Raw genomic sequence first — 23,226 nt, forward strand, 5'->3', positions numbered from 1 at the left:
GCGATGATGAACCCGTCTGCAAGCCGTGCCGCCCGACAGACGTGTCAGAATGTAAAGTTATGTCTTTTTAGGCACTTAAACGTTAAGGTCGCTTGAAAAGCCGCATAATGCTCATAGGATATGTATCCGCGTATAGGCGCGTGAACTACTGAGGAAGATTAACAAAAATGATGCGTATTGCTCTTTTCCTGATGACCAACCTGGCTGTGATGTTGGTATTCGGGCTGATTCTCAGCCTGACAGGGATCCAGTCAAGCAGTGTTCAGGGCCTGATGATCATGGCAGGTCTGTTTGGCTTCGGCGGTGCGTTTGTTTCACTGCTGATGTCGAAGTGGATGGCGCTGCGTTCGGTTGGTGGTGAAGTGATTGAACAGCCACGCAATGAAACTGAGCGCTGGCTGGTGGATACCATTGGCCGTCAGGCCCAACAGGCGGGCATTGCAATGCCACAGGTCGCGATCTATCACGCACCTGATATCAACGCCTTTGCGACCGGTGCGCGTCGTAACGCCTCACTGGTGGCTGTCTCAACCGGCCTGCTGCAGAACATGAGCCGTGATGAGGCGGAAGCGGTGCTGGCTCACGAAGTGTCGCACATCGCTAACGGTGACATGATCACCATGACGCTGATCCAGGGTGTGGTGAACACCTTCGTGATTTTTGTTTCACGTATTCTGGCGCAGATTGCGGCGGGCTTTATGTCCGGCAACCGCGATGGTGAGGAGAGCAGCAACGGCAACCCGCTGGTCTACTTTGCAGTGTCGATGGTGCTGGAGCTGGTGTTTGGTATTCTCGCCAGCATCATCACCATGTGGTTCTCGCGCCATCGTGAGTTCCACGCCGATGCCGGTTCAGCGAAGCTGGTCGGCCGTGAGAAGATGATTGCGGCGTTACAACGTCTGAAAACCAGCTACGAACCGCAGGAGCCGGGCAGCATGATGGCGTTCTGCATCAACGGTAAGGGCAAATCGTTCAGCGAGCTGTTCATGTCACACCCGCCGTTAGACAAGCGTATTGAAGCACTGCGCAGCGGTCAGTATCTGAAGTAGTGTTAAGCAGAGCAAACAAGGCGACCCCCGGGTCGCCTTTTCTGTTTTAGAAATCAGCATCAGATTGAATCTGACAGCAATATCTTAGCTCAACGGGCAGCGAACCCAGGCTGAGGAGGAAAGCGTCCTGACGCCTGGATAAATACGCCGGGAGCGTTTTTAAACAACGCATAGCGTTGGCCCGTTTACGGTCGCACCTCAGGGATAAGGTGCGGAATGGTGCGGACCGACCGTCATGGATGACTGTCGTCTTTCCGATCTGACAGGGTTCCCTGTGCAGGCTCGGCCTTACAGCGAATCGGGTCGCCTTATGTCAGGAGCACGCCTTTTTTACTGCCATCAGGCGCGGGTCTGCGTCATGCGCGACACGCTCACCAGTGCCGCCACGGCAGCGAAACTGCCCGCCAGCAGCAGCGAAACGTGCGTCCCACCTTCATCAAACAGATTAAACATCAGTGCGACCAGCGCGGCACCCATACTCTGCCCCAGAAGACGCGCAGTACCCAGCATGCCGCTGGCACCGCCACTGCGATTACCTGGCGCGGAGGTGACGATAGTGTGGTTGTTGGGTGACTGGAACAGCCCGAAACCGGCACCGCACAGCATCATGCGCCAGATAATATCGCCATCGCCCGGATTGGCCGGCAGCCAGGCGAGCAGGAACAGTCCCAGCGCAAACATCGCCAGTCCGATTCCCCCCAACAGCCCGGCATGCACCCGCTCAATCAGGCGGCCGGCAATCGGCGCAAATACCATCGTTGCCAGCGGCCAGGGCGTAAGCAACAGACCGGTTGCCACCTCATTACGCTGCAGGACGTTCTGCAGAAAGAAGGGCAGTGAGACCATCGCCAGCATCTGGGCACAGAACGAACAGACAGACGTCCCCATCGACAGGCTGAAAATCGGGATACGCAGCAGATCAACCGGCAGCAGCGGCACCGCCATGTTGAGCTGACGACGAATAAAGAACCAGCCCACGACCAGCAGCGCAACGACCTCGGAGAGCACCAGCAGATGACTCTGTCCCTGGGCAAAGCCGCTCAAAGCGGAGATGATCAGGCCAAAAAACAGGGCGTTCATGATGGCACTGGGCACATCGAATTTCTGTGTTGCGGCTTTCTGCGGGTTATCAGGCAGGGTTCGCAGTGCCAGCCAGAGTGCAGTGGCCCCCAGCGGGACATTAATCAGAAACAGCCATTTCCAGCTGGCTACCGAGAGTATTGCTGCCGCTACCGTCGGGCCAGCCGCGGTTGAGACGGCCACCACCAGCGAGTTGATCGCCATGCCGCGTCCCAGATAACGCTGCGGGTAGATAATGCGTATCAGCGCGGTATTCACACTCATCAGCGCCGCGCCGCCCAACCCCTGCAGCACACGGGCAAAGGTCAGCATGGTCAGGGTGGTCGAAAAGGCGCAGAACAGAGAGGTCGCGATAAACAGTGCCAGGCCAGCCTGATAGACGCGGCGATAACCCAGCATGTCGCCCAGAAACGAAAGTGACAGCAGCGAAACGATAATCGCAATCTGATAGGCATTCACAATCCAGATGGACTGTGCCGGACTGGCATTCAGTTCACGCGATATGGTCGGTAACGCGACATTGGCAATCGCACCGTCTAATACCGCCATGGTCAGGCCCAGCGCAATGGTGACGATAGCCACATAGCGCTGACGCGGGGGTAATCCATCCTGAGGAGGTGAGAGTGTCATAAGTTAATTACTAAAGAGGGTGAATATCATCATGCTAATGAAATCAGCCCTGAAAAGCAGCGTCCGGCTGGATAAAAACTGTCTTAAAATATGACTCAATGGTTAAAACATTGCTGCCGTCCTGTGCATCCCTCTATACTGACAGTCCGTTCCATTTTTTTTGAAACAGGTTTAACAAGGTGTGCGATGTCCTCTGCTGAAAATGATAAACAGCCCGATTCCGTCTCTTCGGTTCTTAAAGTATTCGGCATTCTGCAGGCGCTGGGTGAAGAGCGCGATCACGGCATAACCGAGCTTGCGCAGCGCGTAATGATGTCAAAAAGTACCGTTTACCGTTTCCTGCAAACCATGAAATCGCTGGGCTATGTGACACAGGAAGGTGAGAGCGAGAAGTACTCACTGACGCTGAAGCTGTTTGAACTGGGTGCTAAGGCGCTGCAGAACGTCGATTTGATTCGCAGTGCGGATGTGCAGATGCGTGAGCTGTCGCGTCTGACAAAAGAGACGATTCACCTGGGGGCACTGGAAGAAGACAGTATTGTCTACATCCATAAAATCGACTCCCTCTATAACCTGCGTATGTATTCGCGCATTGGCCGCCGCAACCCGCTGCATACCACCGCGATTGGTAAAGTTCTGCTCGCCTGGCGCGATCGCAGCGATGTTGAGGAAATTCTGCGGGATGTGGAATTCAAACGTAGCACGGCTAATACGTTGCTGAGCGCGGAGGCGCTGATTACGACGCTGGATCAGGTCAACGCACAGGGTTACGGCGAAGATAATGAAGAGCAGGAAGAGGGATTACGCTGCCTTGCCGTGCCGGTGTTCGATCGGTTTGGCGTGGTGATTGCGGGACTCAGCATCTCGTTTCCCACCATCCGTTTTTCTGAAGATGCCCGCCAGGATTATGTGGCGATGCTGCATCGGGCGGCGCGTACGCTTTCAGCAGAAATGGGCTATCACGACTACCCATTCTGAATAAAGCGGGCCATCCGGCCCGCTTTACCATTAGTTATCGATCACTTCTCCGCTTTTCTTCAGCAACGGACAATCCGTCACGCCCACCACGCCACTGTCGGTATGCAGATACTGCGCGCTGATGACGCCGCGCGCAGTCAGATAGCTGCACTGCAGGCCAAGTCCGGCGGCATTTTTAGTGCTGCCGGTTAACACGCCATAGCCGGTAAACAGCATTGCCAGCCAGATCACCGCCAGCAAGCCTATTGTGCGAATAAACAGTTTCATTGTGTCTCCTTGTGAAAGATAACTCAGCGCGCCACCTGGTGTTGCCGGTTATGATGATATCAGCATGCCTCGCTTTTCTGGTGGGATCGATCAGAGATAACTGAAACGGTAAATTCTGCATTGCTGTCTACCCCATTATCTTTTGCGGTGGCTACAGGTAGAATAGGCGGTTGCCATGTTCTGGCGTTTCCACTGAGTTTTACGAGGCAGTTATGAATGAGTTAGCCGCAAATCCGGGCCCCCTGGTAAGCTATGGCCTGCTGGTCATTATTTTGATTGTGGCGTTTATCGCCTGGTTCTTTGTTAACCGGGCCAGCGTGCGCGCGGGTGAGCAAATCCGTTTACTGGAATTCTTGCTGGAAGAGCAGAAGAAACAGAATCAGTTGTTGCGCCGTCTGATTGAGATGCAGCCTGGGGCAGAAAATACAAAAACCGATGACGAGCGTGAGAAGCGCGACTTTATCCGGTTAATCCCGGAACGTTAATCACAGCAGAGAGACGGAATGGCCTGGAAAAATCCGTGGTATGACAGCAGCAAAGCGCATCACACGCCAGAGGGATTCCGTAATCCTGAACCGGAACAGCGCAGGCCGGGTGACCTGAAACGCTGGCGCAGGGAGCGTAAAGTACAGGCGCTGCCGGCGCCACCCCAGCAGGGCTACAGGGCGTTCACCGATCAATGGTGGCAGCCTGCCGATATCTGCGGCAGTGACGACCGTATCTGGTGGCTGGGACATGCCGCCGTACTGTTGCGGCTCAATGGACACTATATCCTGATCGATCCGGCGCTCTCATCACGCGCCTCGCCGCTGGCGTTTGCGGGGCCACAGCGTAAAACGCCAGCGCCCATTAGCATCGCTGATCTGCCGCGGCTTGATATCGTGCTGATTTCACACAACCATTACGATCATCTGGATAAAACGACGGTTAAAGCGATTATCCAGCGGTTTCCGCAAGCGACCTTTATTGTGCCGCTGGGTCTGGCAAAGTGGTGCAGGGCGCGGGGCGTGAAAAACGTCCATCAGCTCGACTGGTGGCAGCAGATAACGGTCGGCGACCTCTGTTTTGATGCTGTGCCAGCCCGTCACTGGAGTATGCGAACCCCACGCGATCGCAACCGTTCGCTCTGGTGCGGCTGGGTCGTGCGCTCTGCCTCCCTGCGTTTCTGGTTTTCGGGCGACAGTGGCTACAGCGATCGCCTGCTGGATATTCCGGCCCGGCTTGGCCCGTTCAGCATGGCTGCGTTGCCGATTGGCGCGTATGCACCTAAATGGTTCATGGCAAGCCAGCATATGGATCCCGATCAGGCGGTGGCATTATGGCAGGTGGCAGGCAGGCCATTGACGCTGCCTATTCACTGGGGCGTGTTTGAGCTGGCCGATGAGTCGCTGGATGCGCCACCACAGGAGCTGGCGAATGCGCTACAGCGGGCAGACGAACATAACGGCCGCTTCGCGCCCTGGCGAATAGGCGAAAGCCGCAGTCTGAATAATTGCGCCCAGGAATTATCCCAAACCCCCCCCCCCCGGGATAAAAAAATCCCGGCAGTTATTTATCTGATGTGAATTTTCCAAATAAAAAGTTAAATTCTTAATAAGTAAAATCGGCTTCGTTGCTTTTATTTGGAGCAGGACTAATGTGTCTCTCCTGCTTTTGGTGCAAAAAAATGTTATTTGTACGAAATAAAAGGCGCTGTACAGGATTGACGCCCCACTTCTGAAAACTGTCTTCGTCACCGCTTCGCTTATTAATTCTGTCATTGCCATATTTGTGAAATATTAATTTCTTATGGTATCCATCGTGTTGGCCCTGGAAGCAGTGGCAGAAGAGGGCGCTGGCCTTGCTGACGCGTTATTCACGCGGGTTTTTGTAAACCCCGCCGAACATGCATTGTGAGCCTTCTGGCAATTATGTGCGCAGGCTTGCTGAGGCCTTAAAAATGGCTTGCCATTGTTTTTAGGATATGTGATAACAATTCCTGAGTTAAACGAGGTACAGTTCTGTTTATGCATGGCATCTTCAGTAAAGAAGTATGAGTAAAGACGTTGACGTTGAATACCGCTTCCTTGCCGAACCTTAATTAGTGCCTCATGCAGTAATGTCTCTGGTTTTTCTGTATGACAGCCTTCAGGCTAAATAAACATCTAAAGGAATTTGCAAAATGGCAAAGATTAAAGGTCAGGTTAAGTGGTTCAACGAGTCTAAAGGTTTTGGTTTTATCACCCCTGCTGACGGCAGCAAAGATGTGTTCGTACACTTCTCTGCAATCCAGGGCAATGGTTTCAAAACCCTGGCTGAAGGCCAGAGCGTTGAGTTCGAAATTCAGGACGGCCAGAAAGGCCCGGCAGCAGTTAACGTCACTGCTATCTGATTCAACTCCGCCTCGGTGCATTGCACCCTGACATGGAATCTTAAAGCCCTGGCTCTTCAGCCGGGGCTTTCTTTATGCTTCCGATGCGTAAACGTTAAGGTTACACTGCGCCGCGTTATCTGATGCCGGAGCACATTATGTCCCTGATTTGCCCTCTTTGTCTCTCTCCTCTGACCTTCACCGACCGCAGCTGGTGCTGTGAAAATCGCCATCAGTTTGATCAGGCGAAAGAAGGCTACGTCAATCTGCTGCCCGTTCAGCATAAGCGGTCACGGGAGCCGGGTGATAGCGCGGAGATGATGCAGGCGCGACGGGAATTTCTTGAAGCTGGCTACTATCAGCCGCTGCGTGATCGGGTCGTGAGCCTTCTCGCACCCGCGCTGGACCAGCCGGAATGCAAAATCCTGGATATCGGCTGCGGCGAAGGTTACTACACCGCCGCACTGGCCAAAGCGGCGGGCACTGGCGGGCAGATTTATGGGCTGGATGTCGCCAGAATGGCCATCCGGCTGGCGGCTAAGCGTTATCCTGCGGTGCGCTTCTGCGTCGCCTCCAGCCAGCGCTTACCCTTTGCCGATCACGCCCTGGATGCGATGGTACGCATCTACGCACCCTGCAATGAAGCGGAGCTGGCCCGCGTGCTGAAGCCGGGCGGCCTGGTACTGACGGTCACACCAGGCCCGCATCATCTGCAGCAGTTCAAAGCGCTGATTTACCGCGAAGTGCAGCTGCATGTGCCGGAACAGAAAGATTATCCCGGCTTCCGGCAGGTAGCGCAGCATGCCCTGCGTTATCCGATGGCATTAACCGGCGAAGCGGCGAAGACACTGCTGCAGATGACACCCTTTGCCTGGCGTGCGCGTCAAGACGTCTGGCAAACGCTGCAGCAGAGTGAGCAGTTCAGCTGCGATGCTGATTTTACCCTGACAATATGGCAGCGCGACTAGCGCGCCTCGACCAGCGTCGTGTAGATGCGCTCCAGGTCGTCGAGTTGCTGCACGGCAATCAGCAGACGGCGTTGTTCCAGCTGAATGACCAGAATGCCATCCTCAGAGAGATTCATGCCCTGAATCCGCCGGTAATCGATCCAGATACCGGCGTAAAACAATCCCTCATTCTTCATCAGCAGCGTGGGTTTGCGCAGCCAGAAGAGCCAGAACGCCAGAAAACTCAGCACCATCAGCAGTGAGGTGGTGAGCTGCGGGCCGTGATGACTGACATTGTTCCACAGCAAAATCAGCAACAGGCCGATGAAAATCAGGCTATCAAGTTTATGCTGCCTGCGCAGTGTTACCCGTAAGCGGGTCGGCCCGTGCCGACGCGGCAGAATCGCCTCATGGTAAACGGCAAATCCCATCAGGGCGGCGATACAACACGCAATCAACGCGTCAGTTAAGGACATCTCTTCTACCTCAAACAGGGTGAGATCAGCCGGTTGTGGCTCAGCTCACCACGCTTAAAAGCCGGGAGCAGAGGCTCCCGGCAGGATGACATTACAGACCGAGCAGGCCGATCCAGTAACCAAAGATACCGATGGCAAAGAAGCCAACGATAATCCACAGCGCATTCACTTTACGACGTAACAACCACATACAGCCAAAGGTCAGCAGTAGCGGCACAATGCCTGGCATCAGCTGATCGAGGATTGACTGTACTGTAGTGACGGTGGTTTTGCCGGTGGAGTCAGTAATGCGCGACACCACCAGCGGGATGTTGACGTGCGTCCACTTGTTAACCAGCGCCCCCATGACAAACAGCCCCAGAATCGAGGCACCCTCCGTGAGCTTCTGCAGGAAACCGCCGCCCATGTCGCTGACGATGTCGATCCCTTTGCGATAGCCATACGCCACGCCATAGTAGCGGGTCAGCAGACGTGCCAGGTTAAACAGCATAAAGAACAGCAGCGGACCCAGCAGACTGCCGCTCATGGCAATACCGGCACCCAGCGCGGCAAAAACCGGACGTACCGTACCCCAGAAGATCGGGTCGCCAACACCTGCCAGCGGTCCCATCAGCCCGACTTTCAGTCCGTTAATCGCACCGTCGTCGATAGGTGCGCCGTTGGCACGCTGCTCTTCCATCGCCATGGTGACGCCCAGTACCGGCGCGGCGACATAAGGATGGGTATTGAAAAACTCCAGATGACGTTTAATCGCCTGCCTGCGCTCATCATTATTCTCAGGATAGAGACGGCGGATGACCGGCACCATTGAGAAGCAGAAGCCCAGCGCCTGCATACGCTCAAAGTTCCATGAACCCTGGAAAAGGTTAGAGCGCAGAAAGACGGCGCGGACATCACCGGGAGTCAGTTTCTTTTCAGCTTTCGTCATATCAACCATGTGTTCACCTGTTCCTTAATCGAGTTCGTTATCAAGATCGTTTGCGGTTGCAGCACCTGTGGGTGCCCCCGCCACACGGTTGTATTTTGGGCTGAGTTGAATGTAGAGCACCGCCATAACTACGCCAATTACGCCCAGCGCCACCAGGTTGAAGTTGGTGAATGCCGCGGTAACGAAGCCGAGATAGAAGAACGGCATCAGATAGCCTGCGCGCATCATATTGATGACCATTGCGTAACCAACCACCACAATCATGCCACCGGCGATATTGAGGCCGTTGGTGACGACTTCAGGAATGGAACTCAGCAGCGCATGAACGGCACTGGTACCGACCGAAATCGCCACAATCAGCGCCGGGATGGCGATACGCATCGCCTGTAACAGCAGGGCAGAAACATGGATCCAGGAGATGGCCGTAAGATTGCCTTTTTCGGCGGCTTTATCAGCCGCGTGCTGGAAGGCTACAGTCAGCGTACGCACGATAATGGTCAACACCTGTCCGGCGGCAGCCAGCGGAATCGCCAGTGCAATACCGGCACCCACACTCTGACCACCAGCGATGACCAGGATAGTCGAGATGATAGAGGCAAGAGCGGCATCAGGGGCAACTGCCGCACCGATGTTCATCCAGCCCAGCGCAATCATCTCCAGCGTACCGCCGATGATAATACCGGTTTTCATATCACCCAGAACGATACCAATCAGCGTACAGGCGACCAGCGGACGGTGAAACTGGAACTCATCCAGAATCGACCCCATACCGGCAATACAGGCGACAATAAAAATCAAAATAATTTGTAGCGAGGTTATTTCCATCATACTTCTTGTCCTCAGCAGGATAATCAGGAGCCCGGAAACGCAGGCGCAGAAGTGCTTCTGTTACGCGTTTACTTTCGCAATCAGATCCATCATTTTCAGTTTTTGATCGCTGGAAACTTTACGCACTTCCAGTTCAATATTGCGTTCATTGAGTTTGCGGAATGCGGCGATATCTTTTTCATCAACCGAGACCGCATTATTGACCTGGGTTTTCCCCTGGCGGAACGCCATCCCGCCGATGTTGACCGTTTTAATATCGACACCCTGTTCAACTACGCGCAGGACATCAGTGGGGTTGGTAAACAGCAGCATGACGCGATCCTGACCATACTTCGGGTTGTTCCACACCCGCACCATTTTGTCGACGTCCACCACATGGGCCGTTACGCCGGGTGGCGCGACCTGCGTCAGCAGCGTTTTGCGAACGTGATCGTTGGCCACTTCATCGCTGACCACGATAATACGCTGAACGTTGGTCTCTTTAGTCCAGCGCGTCGCGACCTGCCCATGAATCAGACGGTCGTCAATACGCGCCAGCCCGATTTTCATATGGTCACCGGGAGCAATTGGCTTAGCCGGTTGTGCCACAGCGGCTGGTTTCACGGCAGCCGGTGCCGGTGCTTCTTCTTTCGCTTTCAGGGCTTTGACCCCTTCACGACCGGTCTCCACCGCCATGGCGACCAGTTCGTCAAATCCGGGATCGTCATCGCGCGCCATCAGGGTTTCGACCAGCATCGGAATATTGACCCCGGCGATGACCTCATAGTGTGGCTTGTCGACAACAATGCGGCTGGCCGCATTGAACGGGCTGCCGCCCCAGGTATCGACCAGAAAAAGAACCCCCTTGCTGGTATCCAGTTCTGCCAGTCGTGTCTGATATTTTTCAATCAGCGTTTCTGCATTTTCACCGGGGACAAAGTCTATCCAGCCGATATTTTCCTGCTCGCCTAACAGCATTTCTGCTGTTTTCAGCAGTTGTTCCGCTGCCCAGCCGTGTGTACCAATTACAATCGCAATGGTCACGTGCTACCTCCGTTCGCTAGAGATGCTCATCTGAGTAAATGAACTGTATTGAGACATATTTTGATTATCTGTTTAACCCGGTCGTTCGACTTTCTGATATAGCGCCGAAAAAACAGGGGTTAACTTCATCAAGGCAGTAAAGTCGCGATTTATTTTAGTGATCGAAAAAATAAATTATGTGATGTCTGTCAGCTATTCACCCCGTCAGGTGGCGCTTTACCTTTTTTATGCGCCCGATCATCCATTATGCAGATTGTAAAAATAAGAAAATTTTTTGACGCAATTTACCGACCTGATACATTAACGTTCTGTTTATTACTCAGGAGTAACGGGCTTCAGCCCACCTTTATGGATCGTCACCGACGTCGCTTAATCTGTTCTTTGCGCCTGCTGGCGCGTCACCTTTCGCCTCGCGGCGTTTTCACCGCTTTCCCGACTACCCGGATGTCACGCTTCGCTGCGCTGACAGGCACCGGCTCGATCTGTTCCCTGTTCTGGAGTCATAAATAATGGAATTTTTATTCGACCCCTCAATCTGGGCGGGTTTACTGACGCTTATCGTGCTGGAAATCGTACTCGGCATCGATAACCTGGTATTTATTGCTATCCTGGCCGACAAACTGCCGCCAAAGCAGCGTGATAAAGCACGTCTGATTGGCCTGTCGCTGGCGCTGGTGATGCGTCTGGGCCTGTTGTCGCTGATTTCCTGGATCGTCACGCTGACCACGCCTCTCTTCAGCGTAGGCGGTTTCAGCTTTTCCGGACGAGATTTAATCCTGCTGTTCGGTGGTTTCTTCCTGCTGTTTAAAGCGACCATGGAGCTACACGAGAGGCTGGAGAACCGTCAGCTTGATGGTTCCGCAAATCGGGGATATGCCAGTTTCTGGGCAGTGGTATTGCAGATTGTGGTGCTGGACGCGGTTTTTTCACTGGATGCGGTGATTACTGCCGTGGGTATGGTGAACCACCTGCCGGTGATGATGACTGCTGTAGTGATTGCCATGGGTGTGATGCTGCTGGCGTCTAAACCGTTAACTAACTTCGTTAACGCGCATCCGACCGTGGTGGTGCTCTGTCTGAGCTTCCTGCTGATGATCGGGCTGTCACTCGTGGCAGAAGGCTTTGGTTTCCATATTCCGAAAGGCTACCTCTATGCGGCGATTGGCTTCTCAATTCTGATTGAGCTGTTCAACCAGATTGCGCGTCGTAACTTTATTCGCCATCAGTCAAATCGTCCGATGCGTGAGCGCACCGCAGAGGCGATTCTGCGCCTGATGGGCGGCCGTAACCGCGCTCAGACGGCCAGCAACGGCAATAGCAGCAGTAACACCAGCACCAGTGAAGAGTCGGCGTTGACAGAAGCGATGCCGCAGGAAGCGTTTAAAGATGAAGAGCGTTACATGATTAATGGCGTGCTGACGCTGGCTTCCCGTTCGATTCGCAGCATTATGACGCCGCGCGGTGATATCTCCTGGGTCGATGCGAATCGTCCGGTGGATGAGATTCGCGGTCAGCTGCTGGATACGCCTCACAGCCTGTTCCCGGTCTGCCGGGGTGAACTGGATGAAATTGTTGGCGTGGTGCGCGCCAAAGAGCTGCTGGTGGCGCTGGAGCAGGGTGTTGATGTGGCAACCTTCGCGGCGAATACACCGACCATTGTGGTGCCGGAGACGCTGGATCCGATCAACCTGCTTGGCGTGCTGCGTCGTGCCAAAGGCAGCTTCGTAATCGTCACCAATGAGTTTGGCGTGGTGCAGGGTCTGATTACCCCGCTGGACGTGCTGGAAGCGATTGCGGGTGAATTCCCGGATGAAGATGAAACGCCTGATATTGTTGCAGATGGCGATGGCTGGTTAGTAAAAGGCGGAACCGATCTGCACTCGCTGCAGCAGTTACTCGACTTCCATGAGCTGGTCGATCCGACAGAAGACCACGCTTCTCTGGCGGGCCTGCTGATTGAGCAGAAAGGGCAGTTACCGCTTCCCGGCGAGGTGATTGATATCACGCCGCTGCACTTCCAGATCATCGAAGCGACGGATTACCGTATCGATCTGGTGCGTGTCACCAAAGATAAACCGCATGACGAGGAAGAAGAGGGGTAACGCTTCACATTGTTACTGAGGCGCTGCCGTTTTCACCGGCCGCGTTGAGTCTTTCTGACAGCCGCTGCTGAAACGCCGCGGCTGTTTTTTGTGTGCGGGGCGTCGTATCAGGGCGGAACGGTGCTGACGCGGCAGCTAACGGCGGGCATCAGCCTGATGCAGCGTCAGCCAGGCTGGGAAGTCTTCCAGCGGCATCGGACGGGCAAAATAGTAGCCCTGCAGATGATCCACCCCGCGTTCGCGCAGATAATCCGCCTGATCAGCCGTTTCCACCCCTTCAGCCACCAGACTGATATTCAGGCGCTGGGCCAGCGAAATGACCATATCCGTTACCGTGGCGTTAATGGCATCCGTACCGATAGCCGCCGTGAAAATCTTGTCAATTTTGAGCACGTCTGGCTGCAAATCTTTCAGGTAGGAGAGCGAGCTGTGACCGGTGCCAAAGTCATCAATCGCCAGCCGGACACCAATGTCGTGCAGTTGTGCAATCACCGATTGATCGACGACCGGCAGGGCATCCCGTTCAGTGAGTTCCACCACCAGTTGCGGCACCGGACTGGCAGGCCACCACAGGTTCTGCAGATCTTCCAGAATGGCGCGGTCGCGGAAATGACTGGCGGCCACATTGATGGCGATATGAAAGGCGGGATTATCGGGCAACTGCGGCAGCTGTCTCACCACCTCGTTCAGCACAAAGCGCGTTAGCGGCTTGATCAGGTTCTGGCGCTCGGCCAGCGGAATAAAGACATCCGGTGCGATCCAGCCCTGGCGGGCGTTATGCCAGCGCAGCAGCAATTCTATCCCGTCACACTCGGCACTTTTACTGTTGATCAGCGGCTGGCAATAGACCATAAACTCACGGGCCGTAATGCCATAGCTGATTTGCCAGCTGAGGCTCATGCGATTTGCCGTCGCCAGCCAGATGATGTAGCCCATCAGCAGGCTCAGCAGCAGCGCCAGCGGCAGCTGTGAGGGAAGTGTCGCCAGCGCCAGCCGTGTCGGCGAAGGGCCATAGAGGGTAAGCGTAAACGGGTAGCGCAGCGAACCCTGCTCGTAGCTCACTTCGTCATCTGCCGGCACTGTTGGCTCTATTAACGGATTGCCATACTCCAGGCTCTCACCATTAACATTAAACACAGCGCGTTCAACCCAGGGCAACTGAGGCTCCAGCAGATAGTTACTCATCATTTCAATGTTGATGACCTGCAATATTCCCGAACGGTTATCCAGACTTTTTGGCGTCCACAGCAGTAAAACCGGCGAGCCTTTCAGCAGATACTGATCGGTTGAGAGGGTCATACGCTGGCTGTTGAAGGCAAGGTCAGGATAAGTCTGGCTGAAAGGGATATTGCGCGGGCCGTAAATACTGGAGCAGTAAAGCATGTCGTTTTCGACCAGCAAAATGGCACGTACCGTCTGCAGAGAGGAGATTTTTTCAACGAGCGGAAAACGCACATCCTGACAGGGAATGCCCACCAGCCCCAGCGTATTATTGGCTGAAACCTCCAGCGGTGAAAACATCCGGTCAAACCGCATAATCGCTTTGTCGGCGAAATCCATCGCCTGCTGTTCAATACGTGACTTCTCTTCGATGTAGCGAAAGGCCAGCGTTAATATCAGCACCACGGTGGCGATTGACAGCGCGATCAGCAAACGCTTGCGTCTGAATTGTCCAACAAATTGCTGGGCCATAAACATCAGTATCCACCTTCCCAAAAAGCCAGTAAAAAGCAAAAATAACGGGGTTAGTATCGGCACGGCCAGGTCAATATTGAGGCCGTAATGCAGAAAAGCGGGTCTGGAAAGCTGCGCAGACCGGACGGCTGCGCGGAAAACACTCTACCGTTTAAACCTGCGCTGAGATAGCGCAGGATGCGGATTTTATTACGTTTGCACGTTATTTAAACAATTAAACGTTTCGCTTAATCACACTGAACTTTAATCGCCAGACCGCCACGGGACGTTTCACGGTATTTCGCGTTCATATCCTTGCCGGTCTCATACATGGTTTCTATAACCTTATCCAGCGAGACGCGGGGTTCACTGGTGCGACGGAGTGCCATACGCGCCGCGTTAATGGCTTTAACCGAGGCGATAGCGTTACGTTCAATGCAGGGAACCTGAACCTGTCCGGCCACAGGGTCGCAGGTCAGTCCCAGGTTATGCTCCATGCCGATTTCAGCGGCGACACACACCTGTTCCGGGCTACCGCCCAGCAGTTCTGCCAGACCGGCCGCTGCCATCGAACAGGCGACACCCACTTCACCCTGGCAGCCCACTTCCGCACCCGAAATAGAGGCGTTCATTTTGTACAGGACGCCTATGGCGCCCGAGGCGAGGAAATAGCGCAGGAAAATATCGTGCGTCACCGGCTCGATGAAGTGATCGTAGTAAGCCAGCACCGCAGGCACGATACCGCAGGCACCATTTGTCGGCGCAGTGACCACACGGCCACCTGCGGCATTCTCTTCGTTGACCGCCAGCGCAAACATATTGATCCAGTCGATAACAATCATCGGATCGCTGGAGTGCTTGGTGGAGGAGGTCAGCAGGCGACGCAGGGAGGCGGCACGACGGGGTACGCGCAGCGGTCCGGGCAACACGCCTTCAGTATTCAGACCGCGATCGATACAGGCCTGCATGGTCTGCCAGATTTTGGTGAAATAGGCATGAATCTCGTCTCGGCTGTGCAATGCCAGCTCATTTTTCATCACCAGGCCCGACAGCGACAGGCCGGTTTCGCGACAGTGCGCCAGCAGATCTTTGGCGGAGTGGAAAGGCCAGGGCACAGAGACTTCATCCAGTGCCGACTGACCGAAGTGCTCCTCATCCACAATGAACCCACCGCCCACGGAGTAGTAGGTTTTCGACAGGATCAGCAGTTCACCCGCGAATGCCAGCAGGCGCAGGCCATTTTCATGCAGTGAGAGGTTCTCACTGCGGAACACCATGCCGCCTTCGCGCGGGAAATCAACTTCATGCGCGCCTTTTGCCAGCAGCAGACGTTCACGCTGTTCAACATCTTTAATAAATGCGGGAATGGCATCGATATCTACCGTGTCCGGCGATTCGCCAGCCAGCCCCATAATAATGGCGATATCCGTGTGATGCCCTTTGCCGGTCAGCGACAGAGAACCGTAAACATCCACGGCGATCCGGGTGACCTCCTGCAGCTTTCCCTGTTCGCACAGCAAATCCACAAATTGTTTACCCGCTTTCATCGGGCCGACAGTATGCGAACTTGAGGGGCCAATGCCCACTTTGAACATGTCGAAAACACTAATCACAGGTGACACTCCTCACATTTATTCTCAGTCTGCCGGGGCAGTTTATGGCGCCCATAGTAATGGTCATGCACCGGAAAAGAGCAGCTTTTCGCATGAAATAAACTTATCAAAACAGATAGAAAAAATTATAGCTCAGCCCGGCAGGTCACTGACGGGCTGGAAGGGGAAAAAGAAGTAGAAAGGTCTCAGAAGGCGATCTGCGTACTCAGTGAACGGATAATCCCTGCTGTCATGCCCCACACCAGATAATCCTGATAGCGTGACAGCCAGACCGGATGGCGTAAACCCGCCCGATGCACCTCCAGCGCGCTGTAGCGGCTGAGCTGCAGTGCCTCAGCCAGCGGCATTTCGAAGGCACTGCTTACCTCATCCGGATTAATCGTTAAGCGCAGATTGGCCGGAATAATGCCCAGCACGGGTGTTACCTGAAAGCCGGTGCTGCTGGTGACGGCGGGCAGCGCGCCTAATATCTCGACCTGCTGCGGATCGATACCGACTTCTTCCTGCGCCTCACGCAGGGCGGTGGCGATCAGCGAGGTATCGGTGTCATCCTGCATCCCGCCGGGAAAGGCGACCTGTCCGGCGTGTTTGCGCAGGGCGTGCGAGCGCTGCGTCAGCAACAGACCCGGTTCATGACGGGCTACAATCGGCACCAGCACCGCGGCATGACGTCCGGAAAGACGCTGCGTGCTGCGGGCCGGTTGCTGCAGGAGAAAGCGGCTGCGGAAAACCTCAAGCGTCAGTGCCAACTGAACCTCCTGTCTGTTCCAGTGCCGGTAAAATCCGACTGACTTTGTCGAGCGTTTCCTGATACTCCGCTTCAGGATCGCTGTCTGCCACCAGCCCGCCACCAGCGGCACAGTAAAGCTGCTGGCCTTCGGCAATCAGCGTGCGGATCGTGATGCTGGTATCCATCCGCCCACACAGGCTGAGATAGCCGATACTGCCGCACCAGGCATTACGCCGCTGCGGCTCCAGCTCATCAATAATCTCCATCGCCCGAATCTTGGGCGCACCGGTTATCGAGCCGCCCGGAAAACAGGCGCGCAGCAGATCGGTGGCCTGCAGGATGTCAGGCAGCTGCGCCCGTACCGTGCTCACCAGATGATGGACGGCGGGGAAGGGTTCAACCACAAACAGTTCAGGCACCGTGACCGAGCCGGGCAGCGCCACGCGGCCAATATCGTTGCGCAGCAAATCGACAATCATCAGGTTTTCAGCCCGATCTTTCTCCGCATGGCGCAGTGCCTCAGCCTGTTGCGCATCGGCAATCGGATCGGCACAGCGTGGCCGGGTGCCTTTAATCGGTCGGGTTTCAATCTGGTTTTGATTCAGCGACAGAAAGCGCTCGGGCGACAGGCTGAGGATGGCACTTTCCGGCAGGCGCAGAAACGCGCTGAACGGCGCGCGGTTAATCGCATTAAGCAGAGTAAACGCCTGCCACTCATCACCCTGATAACCGGCCTGAAAACGCTGCGCCAGGTTAACCTGGTAACAGTCACCGGCCTGAATATAAGCCTGAACCGCGGCAAAACGCGCGGCATAATCGGCATAGCTCAGATTAGAACGCCAGCCGCTGGTTAGTGAAAAAGGTAAGGCTTCACGCGCGGGCCACTGCGCCAGCCAGGCGGCGCGCGCCTGAGCATCATTTAACGCCACCAGCGTCAGCGTTTGCTGATGATGATCGGCAATCAAGGCCCAGTCATAGATCCCCACGGCCATGTCCGGCGTTGTAAGATCGGCTGCGGCTTTTTGGGGCATCAACTCAAACCGGCGGCCCAGATCATAACTAAACAGGCCCAGCGCGCCGCCCTGAAACGGCAGGGCTTCGCAGGCCGCCGGCGTCACGCCCAGCGCATCACATTGTTGCTGAACCAGCAGCAGGGGATCCGCGGCCGATTCGGACGTGCCGGTTGCATCACAGATGGTCGTGATCGGCCCGCGGGTCACCAGGGTGGCGCGGGGATCGACCGTCAGAATATCGAAGCGGTTGTCGATGTGGCTGGCCTGCGCGGAGGAGAGCAGCATCGCCCACGGCAGATGGGCAAGGGTGGCAAAACGCTCTGTCAGCGCATCCGGGGTATAATCAAGCGTGAGGGTTTCAACAATCATCGGACAGACAAATCAGCAAGCAAAGAGGCGGTCAGACTGACATATTTTTTCCCGACTGGCACCTGTTAGTTCCGCATGGGATACTGTCGGCCCCAACGCAGGAGTAGAACATGTTTATTGGATTACCGGCTCTCTCACATGAGCAGCAACAGCAGGCCGTCGAACGTATTCAGGAGTTAATGACGGGGGGGTTATCGAGCGGTGAAGCTATCGCCCAGGTGGCGCAGGAAATCCGTCAGAATCACAAGGGCGAACAGATTCGGGCGTTATTCGACGACGAAGATGAAGAAAACGAAGAGGAATAACACCCGACGTCTTTAGCGTGCAGCGATGATTTTAATTTCGATTTTGTACTTTGGATTCAGCAGCCCGGCCTGAACCGTACAGCGCACCGGTGCATTGCCCGGTGAGACCCAGGCGTCCCAGGCCCGGTTCATGGCGGGGAAATCAGCCTTATCCACCAGAAAGAGTGTGGCATCAAGGATCCTGCTTTTATCGCTGCCGAGCCGGGTCAGGATGGCATCAATCACCGCCAGCGCATCAGCGGTCTGCGCTTCTGCGTCAGCCTCCAGATTCTCCGGCACACTGGTGTAGTAGATAGTGTCGTTATGAATAACAGCTTCGGACATGCGATGTTCCGGGTCAATGCGGGTAATACTCATCGGTTTCTCCCTGGTTAATTGCGCATTAGCCTGGCACACTCCCGACACTGCTGTCACCCCTGACGCCTTACAGGCAGCGTTGTACAATCGCCTGTCTGTCCGCCATCACATCCGGGGACATCCGGAAGGTGGTGAAATATTTCACATCGGCCCCTTTTCTTAGGGGTGAGACGTCCGCAAAAATCGAATCTTCCCAGGTAAAAACGCTGATCTCGCTGCCTGCAGGCTGGGTATGAGTGGTGTTATCCCGGGCAATAACGCTGGTGGTAGACCAGCCACGATAAATACAGTCGCTGAGCTGAGGAACGGTACGGGTGCTTTGACCCTGAAAAATGGGGGGCTGCAGACGAGCCTGATCAGGCGTGGGAGCCTGGCAGCCACAAAGCAGCAGCATGCCAGCCAGAGAACAGATGCGGTAATAGTTCATAACATGCCTCCGCCTGAGTCAGGCAGTCGGGTTAAGGCCATCTGGATAACACCGCCTGAACGGCAATGTTAAGCCTGTCTCAGCACGTCAGCCTACGGGTGCCACATCCCAACAGTAAGCTGATTTAATCATTATAATCCGGGCGGTTATTTCCTCGCGCCGTTCCTCTGCATTTGATAACTGCATCACACTGTCGGCCTGGCAGGATTGAATGAGGTGTCACAGGTTACTCGCCAGCCCATGACGTTAACAGGCGGGCAAAGGCACGGAATTGAGGGCGCTGATGGCTTAAAAATGGTATAAATCTGCCGAAAGTTAACGCCACAGGACGAGGATGAGAACATGGCGAATACGCAGTATCTGTTTTGGGTGATGGCTGGCGCATTGACGCTGCTGTTTATTGTTATTGCGGCGTTTGTGGGGTTATCCAAAGGCAGTAAGCAGGGCGTGATTACGTTTACGGTACTGTTCGTCATTATGCTGGCGGGCGCGCTTTACATACACCACTAGCGCTGAGCAATCGGATCATTTTCAGACTGTTACAGCAATTTCACGCCTTGCTCACATTTCAGGCGGAAAATGTGCGGCCTCAGGTGCCGGTTAACTATGCTCAGTTGAAATAGCAGCACTGCTATTTATCACCGGAGGTAATTATGTCTGAACGTCCTGATTATGATGAACCGCTGCCAGATGATGCTGAGATCTATCCGGAAGATGAAGAAGAGGATGAGGAAGACGATCCGTCAGAAAAGGATGTTTAATTGTCTGAAAGGGATATCTGTCGAAGTGCCTTTCTTCTGATTCAGGCTTACACCGCAAAACCGCCAGTCGTGCAGTTTTGCGGTTTCTCACTTCTGTAGCCTGCACCAATTCGCCTCTTTCTTCGCTGTTTTATCTCTGAGCCTGCCAATCAATTTGTTCTTCAGATTTGCTGCTGAGTCTATTTCCTGAAGAAGGAAATCTATTTTAATTATCGCGAAAACCGTTATTTTAAATATAAATCCTGCAAGTCATATTTATTAAATTAACATTGATGGAAATTATAGGTTCGTTATTCATTCCTGTTTTGATTAACCGCATTTTGTCATCTTGCTGACTTAAAGTTGAGAGGAATAGTATTCCTGCCGCACATTAGCTTTTTAAGCAGGGATAAAATGAAACAACTAAAAATGTTAAGTCTGGTTATAACGATTTCGTTTGTCAGCGCAGCCATTGCCGCAGAGCCGCACTGGGGCTATGAAGGCAAAGCCGATCCGGCGCACTGGAGTGGACTGACAAGCGACGTCCACACGTGTCACGAAGGCAAGTCACAGTCGCCCATTGATATTACAAATCTGATCGAGGGAAATTACAGCCACTTGATCTGGCTTATCACACATCCGTTGAGAAGGTTATTCATAATGGTCACACCATTCGGGTAACCGTTGATGAGGAAGATGACTTTGTTCTGGATGGTGAAAAATTCACACTGCGTCAGTATCATTTTCATACGCCGAGTGAAAAACAGATTAACGTAGAAACGTTTCCGCTTGAAGCCCACTTTGTTCACAGCAAAGAGAATGGCGATCTGGCCGTGGTCGCGGTGATATTTAACGCTGGTAAAGAGAATCCGGCACTGGTGCTATTAATTGACGCAATGCCGAAACAGGAAAACATTAACCGGCATGTAGATTTACGCGCACTCTTTCCCGCAGACCTTCATCACTATCACTTCAGTGGTTAACTTACAACGCCACCCTGCAGCCAAGGTATTCGCTGGCCGGTGCTGAAAGAGCTGGTTACGCTCTCAGGCGCAGCTCGAACGTTAAAGCAGGCGCTGAAAACCACCAATAATCGTCCACTGCAGTATTTTAATGGCAGGATGATTTTTCAGTAATGATGGTTTTTAGCGCTTCTTCAGCCTGCGCAAATGACTGATATTTCATCAGGCATACCGGCAACGAGACGGGTCCTTTTCAAGCGGTTTCGGGCCGCCTTTTCTGTGTCTGTCAGCTGTAAATCCGGCTGACATAATACGTTTTAGTTATTGGCATGAAAATCATAAGTGGTTGATATTTTTCGATTTTGATTTGTTAATCCAATACTGACATAATTACAGTGTTTTTGCCGTTCTTAGTGAGGGTATGTGGCAGACGATTTTGCAGTGGATGGCGCTCTGGCGCTGGCGATCGCAGGCTTTAAGCCGCGTGAAGCACAACGTGAGATGGCGCAGGCGGTATCTGAAGCCGTAAAACAGCAGGGTGAACTGGTGGTCGAAGCCGGCACCGGGACCGGTAAAACCTATGCTTACCTGGCACCCGCTTTGCGGGCCGGTAAAAAAGTGATTGTCTCCACTGGATCCAAAGCGCTGCAGGATCAGCTTTATGCCCGCGATCTGCCCACGATGATCAGGGCGCTAAAGTTCAAAGGAAAAACTGCCTTACTGAAAGGACGTTCCAACTATCTCTGTCTGGAACGCATGGAACAGCAATCTATGGCAGGCGGCGATCTCACCGTACAGGTTCTGACTGACCTGGTGACGCTGCGTAGCTGGTCATCACAGACTGAAGATGGCGACATCAGCAGCTGTGCGGGCGTCACCGAAGACAGTCCGGTCTGGCCGCTGGTGACCAGCACTAACGATAACTGCCTCGGCACCGATTGCCCGCGCTATAAAGAGTGCTTCGTGGTTAAAGCGCGTAAGCGCGCCATGGACGCCGATGTGGTAGTGGTTAACCACCACCTGTTTCTTGCCGACCTGGTGGTGAAAGAGGGCGGCTTCGGTGAACTGATTCCCGAAGCGGATGTGATGATCTTTGACGAAGCCCATCAGTTACCTGACATCGCCAGTCAGTATTTTGGTCAGCAACTCTCCAGCCGTCAGTTACTCGATCTCGCCAAAGATATTATTACCGCCTACCGCACCGAAGTGCGCGATGCCCAGCAGCTGCAGAAATCCGCTGACCGCCTGGCGCAGTGCGCGCAGGATTTCCGCCTGGCATTAGGCGATCCAGGCTATCGCGGAAATCTGCGTGAACTGCTCAGTGATAATCAGATATTGCGTATGTTCACCCTGCTGGATGATGCGCTGGAGCTCTGTTACGACGTCATCAAACTTTCTCTGGGTCGTTCAGCCCTGCTGGATGCCGCCTTTGAGCGTGCCGCGCTTTATCGCACCCGGTTAAAACGGCTGCGGGCGATCAACGAGCCGGGCTACAGCTACTGGTATGAATGCACTTCACGCCACTTCATCCTGGCGCTAACGCCGCTCTCGGTAGCGGAACGTTTTCGTGAGGTGATGGATAACCGCAAGGCGGCGTGGATTTTCACCTCGGCGACACTGGCGGTGGATGAGAAAATGGCCCACTTCGCTGAACGACTGGGTGTGAATGCAGCAAAAAGTCTGATTCTGAACAGCCCGTTCGACTTTGCGAAGCAGGCTTTGCTTTGTGTTCCGCGCAATCTCCCCGAACCTAATCGTCCCGGTGGCGCTCGCCAGCTGGCCGCGATGATGAAACCGCTGATCGATGCCAATAAAGGCCGCTGTTTCTTCCTCTGTACTTCGCATCTGATGATGCGAGAGCTGGCCGCAGAGTTTCGCGCCTCTATGACTCTGCCGGTGCTGGTGCAGGGTGAAACCAGCAAAGGCCAGTTACTGAAACAGTTCATCGAAAAGGGCAATGCTCTGCTGGTGGCGACCAGCAGCTTCTGGGAAGGGGTGGACGTGCGGGGTGATGCGCTGTCGCTGGTGATCATCGACAAACTGCCGTTCACCTCACCGGAAGATCCGCTGCTCAAAGCCCGAATGGAAGATTGCCGGATTCGCGGCGGCGATCCCTTTGCGGATGTGCAGTTGCCGGATGCGGTGATCACCCTGAAACAGGGTGTAGGCCGTCTGATACGTGATACGGACGATCGTGGTGTGCTGGTCATTTGCGATCAGCGTCTGGTCTCACGGCCTTATGGCGCGCTGTTTCTCAACAGCCTGCCGCCGACACCGCGCACCAGGGACATTGCCCGTGCCATCGCCTTTATCCGCCAGCAACCCGAACCAGACGCATAATTTTATGCTAAGATGCGCGCCGTTTTCTTTCTTCTGAG

General features: G+C 54.3%; 25 protein-coding genes. 13 read left to right on the top strand and 12 right to left on the bottom strand.

Translation table 11 applies throughout. The features are described from left to right. The first annotated feature begins 167 nt into the window (after positions 1 to 167). Positions 168 to 1,049, top strand: coding sequence for a protease HtpX (htpX, locus tag QSK07_RS03910; protein WP_098050318.1), 882 nt, complete (start codon positions 168 to 170; stop codon positions 1,047 to 1,049). Between the two features lie 339 nt (positions 1,050 to 1,388). On the opposite strand, the gene QSK07_RS03915 is transcribed toward htpX, so the two are convergent. Further along, a complete protein-coding gene (locus QSK07_RS03915) occupies positions 1,389 to 2,759 on the bottom strand; it encodes an MFS transporter (RefSeq protein WP_285720503.1) in 1,371 nt (456 codons plus the stop codon). 186 nt (positions 2,760 to 2,945) lie between these two features. On the opposite strand from QSK07_RS03915, the gene kdgR reads away from it, so the two are divergent. Beyond that, positions 2,946 to 3,737, top strand: coding sequence for a DNA-binding transcriptional regulator KdgR (gene kdgR / locus QSK07_RS03920; protein ID WP_275219316.1), 792 nt, complete (start codon positions 2,946 to 2,948; stop codon positions 3,735 to 3,737). A gap of 30 nt (positions 3,738 to 3,767) precedes the next feature. Here the strand turns inward: kdgR and QSK07_RS03925 are convergent, their stop codons facing one another. Then, positions 3,768 to 4,004: a YobH family protein gene (locus QSK07_RS03925; protein ID WP_090960331.1), complete on the bottom strand. Its 237-nt coding sequence runs from the start codon at positions 4,002 to 4,004 to the stop codon at positions 3,768 to 3,770. Positions 4,005 to 4,216: 212 nt separating this feature from the next. On the opposite strand from QSK07_RS03925, the gene QSK07_RS03930 reads away from it, so the two are divergent. The 5 genes from QSK07_RS03930 (at position 4,217) to rlmA (ending at position 7,322) form a co-directional block, all read left to right on the top strand. Next, on the top strand, positions 4,217 to 4,489 hold the full coding sequence (locus QSK07_RS03930) for a YebO family protein (protein ID WP_098050321.1): 273 nt from the start codon (positions 4,217 to 4,219) through the stop codon (positions 4,487 to 4,489). A gap of 18 nt (positions 4,490 to 4,507) precedes the next feature. Then, the gene (locus tag QSK07_RS03935) at positions 4,508 to 5,569 is read left to right on the top strand and encodes an MBL fold metallo-hydrolase (protein WP_285720504.1); all 1,062 of its coding nucleotides are present in this window, start codon (positions 4,508 to 4,510) and stop codon (positions 5,567 to 5,569) included. Between the two features lie 467 nt (positions 5,570 to 6,036). Further along, positions 6,037 to 6,084, top strand: coding sequence for a DUF2627 domain-containing protein (locus QSK07_RS03940; RefSeq protein ID WP_285720606.1), 48 nt, complete (start codon positions 6,037 to 6,039; stop codon positions 6,082 to 6,084). A gap of 81 nt (positions 6,085 to 6,165) precedes the next feature. Further along, positions 6,166 to 6,375, top strand: coding sequence for a transcription antiterminator/RNA stability regulator CspE (cspE, locus tag QSK07_RS03945; RefSeq protein ID WP_003852684.1), 210 nt, complete (start codon positions 6,166 to 6,168; stop codon positions 6,373 to 6,375). 137 nt (positions 6,376 to 6,512) lie between these two features. Next, positions 6,513 to 7,322 (top strand): 23S rRNA (guanine(745)-N(1))-methyltransferase, encoded by an 810-nt coding sequence (gene rlmA / locus QSK07_RS03950; RefSeq protein WP_285720505.1) that lies wholly within the window; start codon positions 6,513 to 6,515, stop codon positions 7,320 to 7,322. On the opposite strand, the gene QSK07_RS03955 is transcribed toward rlmA, so the two are convergent. The 4 genes from QSK07_RS03955 to manX form a co-directional block, all read right to left on the bottom strand. Continuing rightward, the gene (locus QSK07_RS03955; protein ID WP_285720506.1) at positions 7,319 to 7,777 is read right to left on the bottom strand and encodes a DUF986 family protein; all 459 of its coding nucleotides are present in this window, start codon (positions 7,775 to 7,777) and stop codon (positions 7,319 to 7,321) included. The genes rlmA and QSK07_RS03955 overlap by 4 nt on opposite strands. Positions 7,778 to 7,868: 91 nt before the next feature. Continuing rightward, positions 7,869 to 8,714 carry a PTS mannose transporter subunit IID gene (locus QSK07_RS03960; RefSeq protein WP_285720507.1) on the bottom strand — a complete coding sequence of 282 codons (846 nt, stop codon included), beginning with the start codon at positions 8,712 to 8,714 and terminating at the stop codon, positions 7,869 to 7,871. 15 nt (positions 8,715 to 8,729) lie between these two features. Beyond that, positions 8,730 to 9,530, bottom strand: coding sequence for a PTS mannose/fructose/sorbose transporter subunit IIC (locus tag QSK07_RS03965; protein ID WP_033733019.1), 801 nt, complete (start codon positions 9,528 to 9,530; stop codon positions 8,730 to 8,732). 63 nt (positions 9,531 to 9,593) lie between these two features. Beyond that, complete coding sequence (gene manX / locus QSK07_RS03970; RefSeq protein WP_285720508.1) at positions 9,594 to 10,556, bottom strand: PTS mannose transporter subunit IIAB; 963 nt, start codon at positions 10,554 to 10,556, stop codon at positions 9,594 to 9,596. A 509-nt stretch (positions 10,557 to 11,065) separates the two neighbouring features. On the opposite strand from manX, the gene QSK07_RS03975 reads away from it, so the two are divergent. Continuing rightward, on the top strand, positions 11,066 to 12,658 hold the full coding sequence (locus QSK07_RS03975) for a TerC family protein (protein ID WP_098050328.1): 1,593 nt from the start codon (positions 11,066 to 11,068) through the stop codon (positions 12,656 to 12,658). A gap of 135 nt (positions 12,659 to 12,793) precedes the next feature. Here QSK07_RS03975 and pdeD read toward each other — a convergent pair whose 3' ends face one another. The 4 genes from pdeD to pabB form a co-directional block, all read right to left on the bottom strand. Next, positions 12,794 to 14,356 carry a cyclic di-3',5'-guanosine monophosphate phosphodiesterase PdeD gene (gene pdeD, locus QSK07_RS03980; RefSeq protein ID WP_285720509.1) on the bottom strand — a complete coding sequence of 521 codons (1,563 nt, stop codon included), beginning with the start codon at positions 14,354 to 14,356 and terminating at the stop codon, positions 12,794 to 12,796. Positions 14,357 to 14,580: 224 nt separating this feature from the next. Further along, entirely contained in the window at positions 14,581 to 15,945 is a 1,365-nt protein-coding gene (locus QSK07_RS03985) for an L-serine ammonia-lyase (RefSeq protein WP_285720510.1), read from the bottom strand. A 185-nt stretch (positions 15,946 to 16,130) separates the two neighbouring features. After that, the gene (locus QSK07_RS03990; RefSeq protein ID WP_275219325.1) at positions 16,131 to 16,694 is read right to left on the bottom strand and encodes a CoA pyrophosphatase; all 564 of its coding nucleotides are present in this window, start codon (positions 16,692 to 16,694) and stop codon (positions 16,131 to 16,133) included. Next, on the bottom strand, positions 16,678 to 18,057 hold the full coding sequence (gene pabB / locus QSK07_RS03995; RefSeq protein ID WP_285720511.1) for an aminodeoxychorismate synthase component 1: 1,380 nt from the start codon (positions 18,055 to 18,057) through the stop codon (positions 16,678 to 16,680). The genes QSK07_RS03990 and pabB overlap by 17 nt, the downstream gene beginning before the upstream one ends. A 110-nt stretch (positions 18,058 to 18,167) precedes the next feature. Between pabB and QSK07_RS04000 the strand changes: the two genes are divergently transcribed. Then, a complete protein-coding gene (locus QSK07_RS04000) occupies positions 18,168 to 18,362 on the top strand; it encodes a YoaH family protein (protein WP_013358092.1) in 195 nt (64 codons plus the stop codon). Positions 18,363 to 18,374: 12 nt separating this feature from the next. On the opposite strand, the gene QSK07_RS04005 is transcribed toward QSK07_RS04000, so the two are convergent. Together QSK07_RS04005 and QSK07_RS04010 are read right to left on the bottom strand one after the other, a co-directional pair. Next, complete coding sequence (locus QSK07_RS04005; protein ID WP_098050333.1) at positions 18,375 to 18,719, bottom strand: RidA family protein; 345 nt, start codon at positions 18,717 to 18,719, stop codon at positions 18,375 to 18,377. A 67-nt stretch (positions 18,720 to 18,786) separates the two neighbouring features. Further along, a complete protein-coding gene (locus QSK07_RS04010) occupies positions 18,787 to 19,146 on the bottom strand; it encodes a hypothetical protein (protein ID WP_098050334.1) in 360 nt (119 codons plus the stop codon). 342 nt (positions 19,147 to 19,488) lie between these two features. Here QSK07_RS04010 and QSK07_RS04015 point away from each other — a divergent pair, with 342 nt between their 5' ends. The 4 genes from QSK07_RS04015 to yoaA all read left to right on the top strand — a co-directional run bounded on the left by QSK07_RS04015 (position 19,489) and on the right by yoaA (position 23,188). Beyond that, on the top strand, positions 19,489 to 19,656 hold the full coding sequence (locus QSK07_RS04015; protein WP_275219328.1) for a hypothetical protein: 168 nt from the start codon (positions 19,489 to 19,491) through the stop codon (positions 19,654 to 19,656). Between the two features lie 644 nt (positions 19,657 to 20,300). Further along, the gene (locus QSK07_RS04020; RefSeq protein ID WP_285720512.1) at positions 20,301 to 20,567 is read left to right on the top strand and encodes a hypothetical protein; all 267 of its coding nucleotides are present in this window, start codon (positions 20,301 to 20,303) and stop codon (positions 20,565 to 20,567) included. Beyond that, complete coding sequence (locus QSK07_RS04025; protein WP_352230958.1) at positions 20,540 to 20,869, top strand: carbonic anhydrase family protein; 330 nt, start codon at positions 20,540 to 20,542, stop codon at positions 20,867 to 20,869. Before QSK07_RS04020 ends, QSK07_RS04025 begins: the two co-directional genes overlap by 28 nt. 402 nt (positions 20,870 to 21,271) lie before the next feature. Beyond that, a complete protein-coding gene (yoaA, locus tag QSK07_RS04030) occupies positions 21,272 to 23,188 on the top strand; it encodes a DNA repair helicase YoaA (RefSeq protein WP_098050335.1) in 1,917 nt (638 codons plus the stop codon). The last annotated feature ends 38 nt before the right edge of the window (positions 23,189 to 23,226 follow it).

This window comes from Pantoea sp. QMID4, from assembly GCF_030270445.1.
In the GTDB taxonomy this organism is placed as follows: domain Bacteria; phylum Pseudomonadota; class Gammaproteobacteria; order Enterobacterales; family Enterobacteriaceae; genus Pantoea; species Pantoea vagans.